The organism is Streptomyces sp. NPDC056600 (assembly GCF_042792855.1).
Taxonomy (GTDB): Bacteria; Actinomycetota; Actinomycetes; order Streptomycetales; family Streptomycetaceae; genus Streptomyces.
On sequence record NZ_JBHTVQ010000045.1, the window covers coordinates 55540 to 68534 of the forward strand.

Here is a 12995-nt window from a genome sequence, read left to right on the forward strand (position 1 = left end):
CCGCTGTCACGCTCTCGGCACCCCGCCGCGCCGCCGCCCAGGGTGACCGCGCACCGGACCACGACCACCGGACCGACCCCGCTGACCTAGGCACTGCCGGCTCTACCGAGCGCCGAGCTGCGAGAGCCCTGGCGCGTTGAAGCGGAACGCCGCCCAGAGGGCTGCCACCTGCGGAGACGGCTGGCGGGCCCCACGAGCCGACAACCAACCAGCAGACTTGCGATCCACACGATGCCATACCGAGGTATGGTGTTTGTATGGCTACCAAGAAGGTGACGATCACCCTCGATGAGTCCTTGGTCGCGGCCTTGGCAAGCGCCGCCGAGGAAGAAGGCATCCCGCTGTCCCGGCTCGTCGCCGGAGCAGCCGAGCGCGAGCTGCGGCTACGCGCCGGACGGGCCGTGGTCAAGGAGTGGCAGGCGGAGAACAGTGCCTTCACCCCCGAAGAGCTCGCCGACGCCCGCGCCGAAATGGCCGACGCCGACGCCGAGTATCTCAGCACCACGGGAGCCTCCGCCGCGTGAACATCCCCTACCTTTACGACGCTGGTGCGCTCATCGCCATCGACAACGGTGACCGGCGCATGTGGGCCCGCCACCACCTGGCATTGGAGGACGGGCGCGACATCCACGTCCCCTCCGTCGTCGTGAGCCAGGCGTGGCGGGACTCCCGGCGTCAGGTCCGGCTCGGCCGGTTCCTCGCCGGATGCAACGTCGCGCCCGTGGGACTGCAGACCGCCAAGGCGGCGGGCATCCTCTGCGGCAAGGCGGGCACTGCCGATGTCGTCGACGCCACCGTCGTCGTGATGGCGGCCACCCTCGGCGCCATTGTCTGGACCTCCGACCCGGACGACATCCGCACCCTCATCGATGCCCAGGACATCAAGCCCGCTTCCGTCATCCGCACCGTCTGACCACCCGCGACCCTCCGGCCGTGGAAGGGTCAGTGCCACGTCAGCACACGACCCGGGCACGCCCTGAACCGCCCCACGCCAACCAGCAGAAATCCAGCACCAGGAACGCCGGCGGGGCCGGCCCGAGACGGGACCGACCCCGCTGACGTGCACGTCTGGCACCCGCTAAACGTTGAAGCGGAACTCCACCACGTCGCCGTCCTGCATGACGTACTCCTTGCCCTCCATGCGGGCGCGGCCCTTGGAGCGGGCCTCCGCGACCGAGCCGGCCTCGACGAGGTCGTCGAAGGAGATGACCTCGGCCTTGATGAAGCCCTTCTGGAAGTCCGTGTGGATCACGCCGGCCGCCTCGGGCGCGGTGGCGCCCTTCTTGATGGTCCAGGCGCGGGTCTCCTTGGGACCGGCGGTCAGGTAGGTCTGCAGGCCCAGGGTGTTGAAGCCGACGTGGGCGAGGGTGGCGAGGCCGGGCTCCTCGGCGCCGACGGACTGGAGGAGCTCCATGGCGTCCTCCTCGTCGAGCTCGGCGAGGTCCGCCTCGAGCTTGGCGTTGAGGAAGATCGCCTCGGCCGGGGCGACCAGCGCGCGCTGCTCGTTCTTGAAGGTGTCGTCGGTCAGCTCGTCCTCGTCGACGTTGAAGACGTAGAGGAAGGGCTTGGTGGTGAGGAGGTGCAGGTCGTGCAGCAGCTCGCTGCGCTCGGTGCCCTGGACGATGCCCTGGGAGAAGAGGGTGTCGCCGCGCTCCAGGATCTCCTTGGCCTCTTCGACGGCCTTGACCTTCGGGGCGATGTCCTTCTTGATCCGGGACTCCTTCTGGAGGCGCGGGAGGACCTTCTCGATGGTCTGGAGGTCGGCCAGGATCAGCTCGGTGTTGATGGTCTCGATGTCGTCCTTCGGCGAGACCTTGCCGTCGACGTGGACGACGTTCTCGTCCTTGAAGGCGCGGATGACCTGGCAGATCGCGTCGGACTCGCGGATGTTCGCGAGGAACTTGTTGCCCAGGCCCTCGCCCTCGCTGGCGCCGCGGACGATGCCGGCGATGTCGACGAAGTCGACCGTGGCGGGGAGCACCCGCGCGGAGCCGAAGATCTCGGCGAGCTTCGCCAGCCGCGGGTCGGGGACGCCGACGACGCCCACGTTGGGCTCGATCGTGGCGAACGGGTAGTTGGCCGCAAGCACGTCGTTCTTGGTCAGGGCGTTGAACAGGGTCGACTTGCCGACATTCGGCAGACCGACGATTCCGATCGTGAGCGACACGTTGCGACTTCCCGTTACGTGAGGTGAAGAGGGCGGGCGGGCCTGAGGCGGACCGATCCCCCAGTCTACGGCGTGCCGGACGGGGCACCCGTAACTGTCGAACATCAGACCAGTGCGGCCCCTGGGCGTGTCATTAGGGCTATTCAGCACATAAACAGACCTAGGTTGTGCGAGTGGAGCATCACAGGACGACGGGAACATCACGGTCGGCCGCCCGGCCCGCGCCGGCGTCGCGACGCGACGCCCGCACGGGGCTGCCCGGGCAGGCTCGCGGGGGCGGTTCCGGAGGCGGCGAGCGGCGGGCCCCACGGCCCCGGCGCCCGCAGGGTGCGCAGCCGGTCGCCGCGGGGGCGGGCGTGGCCGCCGCCATGCCCGCGGGTGCGGCGGCCGCCGGGTCCGGACGCGGCCCGGCGGGGCGCGGCGGCGCGGTCGACCGGGCCGGGCGGGCGATGGACGGACTCGCCCGGTGGACCGGGCGGGCGGCGGAGTCGGCGCGGGGCTCGCGTGTCTCGTGGATCGCCGCGGCGGCGAACCGGGGCACGACGGCGGCGGACGGGCTGCGGCGCTTCCCCAACCCGCGCCTCACCGGGCTCGGGTGCGGGCTGTTCTGCACGGCCGCGATGGTGACGCTGGGGCTGCTGAGCATGCTGCTGGGCGCGTCGGTCACGGTCTACGGGCTGCTGTTCCTGCCGGTCAGCCTGCTCACGGCGATGTGGGTGCGGCCGGGTGACCTGTTGACGGCGCCGATCGTCGGGCCGATCGCGTACGCGCTGGGGTTGTTCTTCATCGCCGACGGCAGCGGGGCCGGCGGGCAGGCGATGGGCTTCTTCACGGCGCTGGCCATGGGGGCCGGGTGGCTGTACGGGGGCGTACTGATCACCGGGCTGGTGGCGACGGGGCGGTGGATCCGGTTCACGTCCGGGGCCGGCGCCGGGGGCGGTGCCGCGGCCGCCTACCGCGAGGGCTGACCGCCGCCCTCACCCGCAGCCGCAGAACCCGAGGGAGAGGCCCCCGGGAACCTGGATTCGGGACCAGACCGGCCGCCACCCGCACAACGGAGACGTGCGGGTGGCGGCCGCCGGTCGTCGAGGTCGGGTTCCGGAGGAGCAGAGGAACAGGATCAGCGGGGCCGCGCCGGGAACGGATCGCCGAGGCGCGGCCCCGGGGTCAGCCGCGCTGCTGGGCGGCGTACATGGCCGCCCCCACGATCCCCGCGTTGTTCTGGAGCCGCGCCGGAACGATCTCCGCCCGCACCTTGGTGATCAGCGGGAGGAACTTGTCCGCCTTGCGGCTCACCCCGCCGCCCACGATGAACAGCTCGGGCGAGAACAGCATCTCGACGTGCCGCAGGTACTTCTCGACCCGCCGCGCCCAGTGCTCCCAGGTGAGGTCACCGTCCTCGCGGGCCTTGTGGGACGCCCGCTTCTCCGCGTCGTGGCCGTTCAGCTCGAGGTGCCCCAGCTCCGTGTTGGGGACCAGCGCGCCGTCGGTGAAGACCGCACTGCCGATGCCGGTGCCGAAGGTCAGCACGATCACCGTGCCCTTGCGGCCCTGACCGGCGCCGAAGTTCATCTCGGCGACGCCCGCCGCGTCCGCGTCGTTGACCACGGTGACCGGGATGCCGCCCAACCGCCCGCCGAGCAGCGCGGCGGCGTCCGTGTCCACCCAGGCGGCGTCGACGTTGGCCGCGGTGCGGACGGTGGAACCGCCGGTGACCACGCCGGGGAACGTCACGCCCACCGGGCCGTGCCAGTCGAAGTGGTCGACGACCTCCCGGACGCACTCCGCCACGTCGTCAGGGGTCGAGGGCTGCGGGGTCAGCACCTTGTGCCGCTCCGCCGCCAGGTCGCCCCTCGTCAGGTCCACGGGCGCGCCCTTGATTCCGGAGCCGCCGATGTCCACACCGAAGATCTGCATGGCACCACGCTACGACGCGCGGCAGGCCGTCACCGCCGGAAGGGGGTGCCGGGAGGGAGCACCAGGGACACGCGGGCGGCGTGCGGGGCGCCCTCGGCGCGACTCCGGTGCCACCAGGGAGTGGTGGTGACGGCGGTGATGCACCGGGCGGGCAGAAGGGCGGCGGGACACGCAGCGGGCCCCGCGGACGTGAGGAGCGGACGCGCGAAGGGCCCGCGCCTTCCGCAGGCGCGGGCCCTCCGACGGCGGGAAACGGCCGGAAACGGCGGGAGGCGGGGTCAGCCCTGCGTGCCGCCCGTGCGCTCGGCGACCAGCGCCGTCGCCTCCTCGCGGAGGTCGCGCCGCAGTTCCTTGGGCAGCGAGAAGGTGATCGACTCCTCGGCCGCCTTCACGATCTCCACGTCCTCGAAGCCCCGCTGGGACAGGTACTCGAGGACCTGCTCGACCAGCACGTCCGGCACCGAGGCGCCCGAGGTGACGCCCACCGTGGTGACGCCCTCCAGCCAGCTCTCCTCGATCTCGTCGGCGAAGTCGACCAGGTAGGCGGCGGAGGCGCCGGCCAGCTTGGCGACCTCGACCAGGCGCACGGAGTTGGAGGAGTTGCGCGAGCCGACCACGATCACCAGCTCGGACTCGGCGCCCATCTCCTTCACGGCCAGCTGACGGTTCTGCGTCGCGTAGCAGATGTCGTCGCTGGGCGGAGAGATCAGCTGCGGGAACTTCTCCTTCAGCGCGCCGACCGTCTCCATCGTCTCGTCCACCGAGAGCGTGGTCTGGGAGAGCCACACGACCTTCGACGGGTCGCGGACCTCCACCTTGGCGACGTCCTCGGGGCCGTCGACGAGCTGGATGTGGTCGGGGGCCTCGCCGGAGGTTCCGATGACCTCCTCGTGGCCCTCGTGGCCGATCAGCAGGATGTCGTAGTCCTCGTCGGCGAACCGGACGGCCTCCTTGTGGACCTTGGTCACCAGGGGGCAGGTCGCGTCGATGGTGGCGAGCCGGCCGGCCTTCGCCTCGTCGTGCACGGTCGGGGCGACGCCGTGGGCGGAGAACATCACGATGTTGCCGGGCGGCACCTCGTCCGTCTGCTCGACGAAGATCGCGCCCTTCTTCTCGAGGGTCTGCACCACGTACTTGTTGTGGACGATCTCGTGACGGACGTAGATCGGGGCCCCGTACTGTTCCAGGGCCTTCTCCACGGCGATCACTGCGCGGTCGACGCCGGCGCAGTAGCCGCGGGGAGAGGCGAGCAGGACACGGCGGCGGCCAGGAGAGTCGGTCATGCGCCCCATCGTACGGGCCGCCCCGGGCCCCGGCCCGGTACCGCCCCCGCCCGATGCTCGGGGAGGGGAGGTGCGCCCTGGATTCACTGCTGGAGCAGGAATCCAGGGCGCACCTCCCCCGGCACCCGGCACCCGGCACCCGCGGCCGGCGGACCGTCCGTCGCGCCGGTCCGTGTCGGAGCCGACGGTTACGCTCGGGCGCATGGCTGTGAACACGACCCCCGAGGCCCCGCTGCCCGTCGGCCAGGTCTCGCGGTTGATCGGGAGCTGGATCGACCGGCTCGGCGCGGTCTGGGTGGAGGGGCAGATCACCCAGCTCTCCCGCCGCCCGGGCGCGGGCGTGGTGTTCATGACGCTGCGCGACCCGTCGCACGACATCTCGGTGAAGGTCACCTGCTTCCGGCAGGTCTTCGACGCGGTCGCCGACATCGTCGGCGAGGGCGCCCGGGTGCTGGTGCACGCCAAGCCGGAGTGGTACGCCCCGCGCGGCGAGCTGTCGCTGCGGGCGGCGGAGATCCGTCCCGTGGGCATGGGCGAACTGCTGGCGCGGCTGGAGCAGCTGAAGAAGAGCCTGGCGGCGGAGGGGCTGTTCGCGGCGGACCGGAAGAGGCCGCTGCCGTTCCTTCCGCAGCTGATCGGCCTGGTCTGCGGCCGGGCCTCGGCGGCCGAGCGCGACGTCCTGGAGAACGCCCGCCGCCGCTGGCCCGCCGTCCGCTTCGAGGTCCGCAACGTCGCCGTGCAGGGCGTGCACGCGGTGCCGCAGGTGGTCCGGGCGGTGCGGGAGCTGGACGCCATGGACGAGGTCGACGTCATCGTGGTGGCGCGCGGCGGCGGCAGCGTGGAGGACCTGCTGCCGTTCTCCGACGAGGAGCTGGTCCGCACGGTCGCCGGCTGCCGCACGCCGGTGGTGTCCGCGATCGGCCACGAGCCGGACACCCCGCTGCTGGACTACGTCGCCGACCTGCGCGCCTCGACGCCGACCGACGCCGCCAAGAAGGTGGTGCCGGACGTGGGCGAGGAGGCGGAGCGGGTGCGACAGCTGCGGGACCGGGCGCGCCGGTGCGTGGACGCGGCCGTCTCGCGGGAGGAACGCGGTCTGCAGAACGCGCTGGCCAGGCCGGTCATGCAGGACCCGCACCGGATGATCGACGACCGCGCCGAGCAGGTCACGGCGCTCGCCGACCGGGCCCGGCGCACCCTCGGGCACCTGCTGGACCGGGCGGAGTCCGAGCTGACCCACACCCACGCCCGGGTGGTGGCCCTCGCCCCCGCGCAGACGCTGCGCCGGGGGTACGCGGTGCTCCAGCGCCCCGACGGACAGGTCGTCCGCGATCCGGCCGAGGTGACGCCGGGCGAGCCGCTGCGTGCCAGGGTCGCCGGCGGCACGTTCACGGTCCTGCCGTCCGCTCCGGGGGAGTGGGACGGTGACGAGGGGGCCGCCGCCGGCCGCACCGACGCCGCCGACTCCCACGACACCGCACCCCACGACACCGCACCCACCGACACCCACCCCACCGACACCGAAGCATGAGGACGGACGCAATGAGCAGCAGGGCCGACGAGCAGTCCGCCGGGGCGACCGAGGCCGGCCGGGCGATGCTCGGTTACGAGCAGGCGCGTGACGAGCTGATCGAGGTGGTCCGGCGGCTGGAGGCCGGCGGCACCTCGCTGGAGGAGTCGCTGGCGCTGTGGGAGCGGGGCGAGGAGCTCGCGAAGGTGTGCCGCCGCTGGCTGGAGGGCGCCCGCAAGCGCCTGGACGCGGCGCTGGCCGAGGAGGACGAGGAGTCCGGCGAAAACACGGCGCAGTGAGGCGCGCCACCACGTCTCGTCCGAGCCTTATTTGAAATTTCAACCTCTTCGGTCCTACAGTGGAGCCGTTCCACCGGACCCCCGAAAAGGCTGACGCATGTCTCTCGTTCTTGACCCCGCCGCCCAGGACCTGCTGTTCCGCGAGGCGCACACCGCCCAGAAGTTCTCCGCCGAGCCGGTGACCGAGGAGCAGCTCAAGGCGGTCCACGACCTGGTCAAGTTCGGCCCGACGGCCTTCAACCAGTCGCCGCTGCGGGTGACGCTGGTCCAGTCCCCCGGGGCCCGTACCCGCCTGGTCGAGCTGCTGATGGACGGCAACAAGGCCAAGACCGCCACCGCCCCGGTGGTGGCGATCCTGTCCGCCGACGCCGAGTTCCACGAGGAGCTCGACACGCTGCTCCCGGCGATCCCGAACGCCAAGGACATGTTCTTCAGCGAGCGCCCGGTCCGTGAGCGTTCCGCGCTCGCCAACGCGCAGCTGCAGGCCGCCTACTTCATCATCGGCGTCCGCGCGGCCGGCCTGGCGGCGGGCCCGATGACCGGCGCCGACATGGAGGGCATCCGCAAGGAGTTCCTCGGCGACGACCACCTGCCGCTGATGGTCGTCAACATCGGCCACCCCACCGCCGAGGAGGGCGCCCACTACCCGCGCGCCCCGCGCCTGTCCTACGAGCAGGTCTTCACCACTGTCTGAGCCGTCTGAGCCGGACGACGACGGCAGGGACAGGAACGACGGCGAAGGCCCCCCGCACACCGCGGGGGGCCTTTCCCATACGCGCAGAGCACACGCGGAGGACATGCGGAGGCGCGGGGGGGCGCGCCACCGAGACCCGCCTACTCCGCGGGCTTCTCCTCGGTGCGCAGCGCCTCGGCCAGGACGGTGAGGTCCTCCCTGCCCGCGCTGCCGGTCACCACCGTGGTCACGCCCTGCTCCTCGAGGACCAGGGCGTCGTACCGGTCGCCCTCGTAGCGGTCCCAGTCGCGGCCCGCGACCCTCTCGGTGCCGGCCTTCGAGGCGCCCTGGGTGGCGGACTCCACGAACTCCGACGGCTTCCGCGTGGACTGCTCCACCGCCGCGTAACCACCGTCCGGGTCGGCGAAGCCGAGGTGCCAGTGCGCGTGGTCGGCCGTGTAGCGCACCGACGTCGCCGTCCAGCCGTCCGACAGGCCCTCGGGAGCAGCCACCGGGTACGGCGCGGCGCGGCGCGCCGTCAGGAGCTCCACCCGGTAGTCCACCCGCTTCGGCTCCGGCACGGTGTCGTCGTGCGGGACGAAGAGGTAGACCACGCCCGCCGCGAGAAGAATGAGGCCCAGGGAGAGAACCATGTCCCGGACCGACTGCTTGCCTTTCATACCTGCCACGCCCCTATCGTCGCAGGTGCGCCACGCGCTCATCCGTGGGGTCCTCTGCTCATAATTTCACTCGGAGGCTAGAGTCAGGGGCGAACGACCCTCATCCGGCCGTCGTCATACAGGGAAGGTGCCGATGACCGAGCACAATCTGCTCCCGTCCGAACTCGAGGTCCCCTCCGAGGCCCCCGACCGCAACCTGGCCCTGGAGCTGGTCCGGGTCACCGAGGCGGCCGCCCTGGCGGCGGGCCGCTGGGTGGGCCGCGGTGACAAGAACGGCGCCGACGGCGCCGCGGTGCGCGCCATGCGCACCCTCGTCTCGACCGTCTCGATGAACGGTGTCGTCGTCATCGGCGAGGGCGAGAAGGACGAGGCGCCCATGCTGTTCAACGGCGAGCGGGTGGGTGACGGCACCGGCCCCGAGTGCGACATCGCCGTCGACCCGATCGACGGCACCACACTCACCGCCAAGGGCATGACCAACGCGATCGCCGTGCTGGCCGCCGCCGACCGGGGCTCGATGTTCGACCCGTCCGCGGTGTTCTACATGGACAAGCTGGTCACCGGCCCGGAGGCGGCCGACTTCGTCGACATCAACGCCCCGGTGTCGGTGAACATCCGCCGGATCGCCAAGGCGAAGCGCTCCACGCCCGAGAGCGTCACCGTGGTCATCCTGGACCGGCCCCGCCACCAGCAGCTGATCCAGGACGTCCGGGAGACCGGCGCGCGGATAAAGCTGATCTCCGACGGCGACGTCGCGGGCTCCATCCTCGCCCTGCGCGAGGGGACCGGCATCGACCTGCTGCTGGGCGTCGGCGGCACGCCGGAGGGCATCATCTCGGCCTGCGCGGTGAAGTGCCTGGGCGGCACCATCCAGGGCAAGCTCTGGCCGAAGGACGAGGAGGAGCGGGAGCGGGCGCTCGCGGCCGGTCACGACCTGGACCGGGTGCTGACCACCGACGATCTGGTCTCCGGCGAGAACGTGTTCTTCGTCGCCACCGGCATCACCGACGGCGAACTGCTGCGCGGGGTGCGCTACCGCTCCGAGACGGCGACGACCTCCTCGATCGTCATGCGCTCGAAGTCGGGCACGGTGCGGGAGATCCACTCCGAGCACCGGCTGAGCAAGCTCCGGGCGTATAGCAAGATCGACTTCGACCGGGCCAAGTAGACCGGCCCAGCAGGCCGACGATCAGCAATGGACGAGGGGCGCTCCCGGTGCGGCGGGGGCGCCCTTCGGGGTTCCGGGCCGGCGCCGGGCCATGGGCGCGGTCAACCCGCGGCCGCTATCCGCCCGCCCGCCGAGGAACGGGCCTTGTTGATGTCCATGTCCCGCCGCCGGCGGCGCGCCAGCACCAGGCGGCGCTCGGCGGCCGTCAGCCCGCCCCAGACGCCGTAGGGCTCCGGCTGCAGCAGGGCGTGCTCACGGCACTCCACCATCACCGGACACTGCGCGCAGACGCGCTTGGCCGCCTCCTCACGGGACAGCCGGGCGGCCGTGGGCTCCTTGGACGGGGCGAAGAAGAGTCCCGCCTCGTCCCTGCGGCAGACGGCCTCGGTGTGCCAGGGCGCCTCCTGGTCGCGCTCCCTGCGGGCGCTCCGCTGGACCGGGACCTGTGCGACCTTGGTGACCTGCAGGGACGAACGCGTGTGCTGCGGCACGGTCTACTCCTGACGAAGGCTTCGCGAGCGAGCGGCGATGCGTCAAGCACTACCCCTCGCGCCCGTGCCGTATGCACCCCGTACACGCCTCGCGACGCAGCGGCGCGGTCACAACTCCCGTGCGCCGCCGCCCAGATGCCGCCGCGCCCCGGAGCCGTGACCGCCGCCCGGGTGCTTGTGCCGGGAGCGGTCCAGGTGCCGCTGCACCCGGTCGCGGATGTCGGCCACCAGACTCCCCCGGCGCGGCCTCGCCTCGACGCTCCCCAGCACCGCCCAGCCGTCCACGTAGATCACCGGAGCGTTGGAGTCCGCGGCGTCGGCCGTGTCCACCTCGAAGTTGCCGAGCACGCCGCCGCCGGTGCCGCGCAGGGTGACGTTCTCCGGCACGTAGACCTCGACACTGCCGAAGACGGAGACGGCCTTGACGGTGACCTGCTGGTGCTCGAACACGGCCTCGCTGAGGTCGATCTCGACGCTGCCGAATATCGCGTAGGCGTTGATCCGGCGGCCGGCCCGCCAGCGGCCGGTACGGGAGGCGGCGCTGAACACCGCCGTCACGTTCTCCTCCGCCACGGGGAGGGACTCGAGATCGAAGGCCGGCGCCGGGGCGGGCGCGGCCCGCCCGGCGGGCAGGTCGCGCACGTACTCCTCCAGCTCGCCGAGGGTCCTGGCGGCGAGCGCCCCCTCCACCCGCTCGGCGTGCTCCTCGGGCGTGAGGCGGCCTTCGGCGACGGCCTCGCGCAGCTGATCCACGACACGGTCCCGCTCGGCGTCCGACGCCCGCAGCTCAAGGTTCTTGTGAAGGTCCACATCCCGAGGCTAGCAGTCGCGATGTATCGCGAACATCCTCCGGAAGGGGGATGTTCGCGCGACCGGTTCGCGCGGCCCGTTCCCGTGGCCCGTTCGCCCGGCCGAAGACCCGGCGGGCAAACCGGGAGCGCCGAGGAGCCGGGACCCAGGGCCCCAGGGACCCCGGGAACCAGGAACCCCGTGGCGGCGGACGAGCCCTACCTCACAGCGGCGGCCTCCCGCCCACGTCTTAGGCTGGTGGGCACCGGCTGTCTTTCGAGTGAGGAAATGGGCGAAGATGCCTGAGTTCGCGTACACCGATCTGCTCCCCGCGGGAGAGGACACCACCCCTTACCGGCTGGTGACCTCCGAGGGCGTGTCGACCTTCGAGGCCGACGGCCGCACGTTCCTCAAGGTGGAGCCGGAGGCGCTGCGCAAGCTCGCCGAGGAGGCGGTGCACGACATCCAGCACTACCTGCGCCCCGAGCACCTCGCCCAGCTCCGCAAGATCATCGAGGACCCCGAGGCGTCCGCCAACGACAAGTTCGTCGCCCTGGACCTGCTGAAGAACGCGAACATCGCGGCGGCCGGCGTGCTGCCCATGTGCCAGGACACCGGCACCGCGATCGTGATGGGCAAGCGCGGCCAGAACGTGCTGACCGAGGGCGGTGACGAGGAGGCCCTGTCCCGCGGCATCTACGACGCGTACCGCAACCTCAACCTGCGCTACTCCCAGATGGCCCCGATCACCATGTGGGAGGAGAAGAACACCGGTTCCAACCTGCCCGCGCAGATCGAGCTGTACGCGACCGACGGCGGCGCCTACAAGTTCCTCTTCATGGCCAAGGGCGGCGGCTCGGCCAACAAGTCGTTCCTCTACCAGGAGACCAAGGCGGTCCTCAACGAGGCCTCCATGATGAAGTTCCTGGAGGAGAAGATCCGCTCGCTGGGCACCGCGGCCTGCCCGCCGTACCACCTGGCGATCGTCGTCGGCGGCACCTCCGCCGAGTTCGCGCTCAAGACCGCCAAGTACGCCTCGGCGCACTACCTGGACAACATCCCCACCGAGGGCTCCGAGCTGGGTCACGGCTTCCGGGACACCGAGCTGGAGGAGAAGGTCTTCGAGCTCACCCGCGAGCTCGGCATCGGCGCCCAGTTCGGCGGCAAGTACTTCTGCCACGACGTCCGCGTCATCCGTCTCCCCCGCCACGGCGCCTCCTGCCCGGTCGCGCTCGCGGTCTCCTGCTCCGCGGACCGGCAGGCCGTCGCGAAGATCACCGCCGAGGGCGTCTTCCTGGAGCAGCTGGAGAAGGACCCGGCGCGCTTCCTCCCGGACACCACCGAGGCAGACCTCATCCAGGCCGGCGACGTCGTCAAGATCGACCTCAACCGGCCGATGGACGAGATCCTCGCCGAGCTGACCAGGCACCCGGTCAAGACCCGCCTTTCGCTCACCGGCCCGCTGGTCGTCGCCCGCGACATCGCGCACGCCAAGATCAAGGAGCGCCTGGACGCCGGCGAGGGCATGCCGCAGTACCTGAAGGACCACCCGGTCTACTACGCGGGCCCCGCGAAGACCCCCGAGGGCTTCGCCTCCGGCTCCTTCGGCCCCACCACGGCCGGCCGGATGGACTCCTACGTCGAGCAGTTCCAGGCCGCGGGCGGCTCCAAGGTCATGCTGGCCAAGGGCAACCGCTCGCAGCAGGTCACCGACGCCTGCGCCGCGCACGGCGGCTTCTACCTGGGCTCCATCGGCGGCCCCGCGGCGCGCCTGGCGCAGGACTGCATCAAGAAGGTCGAGGTCCTGGAGTACGAGGAGCTCGGAATGGAGGCGGTCTGGCGGATCGAGGTCGAGGACTTCCCGGCCTTCGTCGTCGTCGACGACAAGGGCAACGACTTCTTCCAGAACCCGGCGCCCGCCCCCACCTTCACCTCCATCCCGGTCCGCGGCCCCGGCCTCTGACCGCGCCCGGCACCAGATGAGACGTGCGGCGTGCGCCACGGGGAGACCGTGGCGC

The 12995-nt window shown here is 71.7% G+C and carries 14 protein-coding genes; 8 read left to right on the forward strand and 6 right to left on the reverse strand.

The window, feature by feature from the left end:
* Positions 1 to 257 precede the first annotated feature (257 nt).
* Positions 258 to 524 (forward strand): hypothetical protein, encoded by a 267-nt coding sequence (locus tag ACFRAV_RS21925; RefSeq protein ID WP_382557952.1) that lies wholly within the window; start codon positions 258 to 260, stop codon positions 522 to 524.
* Entirely contained in the window at positions 521 to 913 is a 393-nt protein-coding gene (locus ACFRAV_RS21930; RefSeq protein ID WP_382557953.1) for a twitching motility protein PilT, read from the forward strand. The genes ACFRAV_RS21925 and ACFRAV_RS21930 overlap by 4 nt, the downstream gene beginning before the upstream one ends.
* A gap of 165 nt (positions 914 to 1078) precedes the next feature.
* On the opposite strand, the gene ychF is transcribed toward ACFRAV_RS21930, so the two are convergent.
* The gene (gene ychF / locus ACFRAV_RS21935) at positions 1079 to 2167 is read right to left on the reverse strand and encodes a redox-regulated ATPase YchF (protein WP_382557954.1); all 1089 of its coding nucleotides are present in this window, start codon (positions 2165 to 2167) and stop codon (positions 1079 to 1081) included.
* A 356-nt stretch (positions 2168 to 2523) separates the two neighbouring features.
* Here ychF and ACFRAV_RS21940 point away from each other — a divergent pair, with 356 nt between their 5' ends.
* Complete coding sequence (locus ACFRAV_RS21940) at positions 2524 to 3135, forward strand: DUF6542 domain-containing protein (RefSeq protein WP_382557955.1); 612 nt, start codon at positions 2524 to 2526, stop codon at positions 3133 to 3135.
* A 199-nt stretch (positions 3136 to 3334) separates the two neighbouring features.
* On the opposite strand, the gene ppgK is transcribed toward ACFRAV_RS21940, so the two are convergent.
* Complete coding sequence (ppgK, locus tag ACFRAV_RS21945; protein WP_382557956.1) at positions 3335 to 4084, reverse strand: polyphosphate--glucose phosphotransferase; 750 nt, start codon at positions 4082 to 4084, stop codon at positions 3335 to 3337.
* 278 nt (positions 4085 to 4362) lie between these two features.
* Positions 4363 to 5376: a 4-hydroxy-3-methylbut-2-enyl diphosphate reductase gene (locus tag ACFRAV_RS21950; RefSeq protein WP_382557957.1), complete on the reverse strand. Its 1014-nt coding sequence runs from the start codon at positions 5374 to 5376 to the stop codon at positions 4363 to 4365.
* 193 nt (positions 5377 to 5569) lie between these two features.
* Here ACFRAV_RS21950 and xseA point away from each other — a divergent pair, with 193 nt between their 5' ends.
* The 3 genes from xseA (at position 5570) to ACFRAV_RS21965 (ending at position 7870) form a co-directional block, all read left to right on the forward strand.
* Positions 5570 to 6898, forward strand: a complete 1329-nt coding sequence (gene xseA / locus ACFRAV_RS21955; protein WP_382557958.1) for an exodeoxyribonuclease VII large subunit — start codon at positions 5570 to 5572, stop codon at positions 6896 to 6898.
* An 11-nt stretch (positions 6899 to 6909) separates the two neighbouring features.
* Entirely contained in the window at positions 6910 to 7176 is a 267-nt protein-coding gene (locus ACFRAV_RS21960) for an exodeoxyribonuclease VII small subunit (protein WP_382557959.1), read from the forward strand.
* A gap of 97 nt (positions 7177 to 7273) precedes the next feature.
* Entirely contained in the window at positions 7274 to 7870 is a 597-nt protein-coding gene (locus tag ACFRAV_RS21965) for a malonic semialdehyde reductase (protein WP_382557960.1), read from the forward strand.
* A 140-nt stretch (positions 7871 to 8010) separates the two neighbouring features.
* Here ACFRAV_RS21965 and ACFRAV_RS21970 read toward each other — a convergent pair whose 3' ends face one another.
* The gene (locus ACFRAV_RS21970) at positions 8011 to 8538 is read right to left on the reverse strand and encodes a DUF4245 domain-containing protein (RefSeq protein ID WP_382557961.1); all 528 of its coding nucleotides are present in this window, start codon (positions 8536 to 8538) and stop codon (positions 8011 to 8013) included.
* Between the two features lie 124 nt (positions 8539 to 8662).
* Here ACFRAV_RS21970 and glpX point away from each other — a divergent pair, with 124 nt between their 5' ends.
* The gene (glpX, locus tag ACFRAV_RS21975) at positions 8663 to 9697 is read left to right on the forward strand and encodes a class II fructose-bisphosphatase (protein ID WP_351114699.1); all 1035 of its coding nucleotides are present in this window, start codon (positions 8663 to 8665) and stop codon (positions 9695 to 9697) included.
* 101 nt (positions 9698 to 9798) lie between these two features.
* Here glpX and ACFRAV_RS21980 read toward each other — a convergent pair whose 3' ends face one another.
* Together ACFRAV_RS21980 and ACFRAV_RS21985 are read right to left on the reverse strand one after the other, a co-directional pair.
* Positions 9799 to 10188: a WhiB family transcriptional regulator gene (locus ACFRAV_RS21980; protein ID WP_382557962.1), complete on the reverse strand. Its 390-nt coding sequence runs from the start codon at positions 10186 to 10188 to the stop codon at positions 9799 to 9801.
* Between the two features lie 108 nt (positions 10189 to 10296).
* Positions 10297 to 10998 carry a DUF1707 domain-containing protein gene (locus ACFRAV_RS21985; protein ID WP_382557963.1) on the reverse strand — a complete coding sequence of 234 codons (702 nt, stop codon included), beginning with the start codon at positions 10996 to 10998 and terminating at the stop codon, positions 10297 to 10299.
* A 277-nt stretch (positions 10999 to 11275) separates the two neighbouring features.
* On the opposite strand from ACFRAV_RS21985, the gene ACFRAV_RS21990 reads away from it, so the two are divergent.
* Positions 11276 to 12940 (forward strand): fumarate hydratase, encoded by a 1665-nt coding sequence (locus ACFRAV_RS21990; RefSeq protein WP_382557964.1) that lies wholly within the window; start codon positions 11276 to 11278, stop codon positions 12938 to 12940.
* The last annotated feature ends 55 nt before the right edge of the window (positions 12941 to 12995 follow it).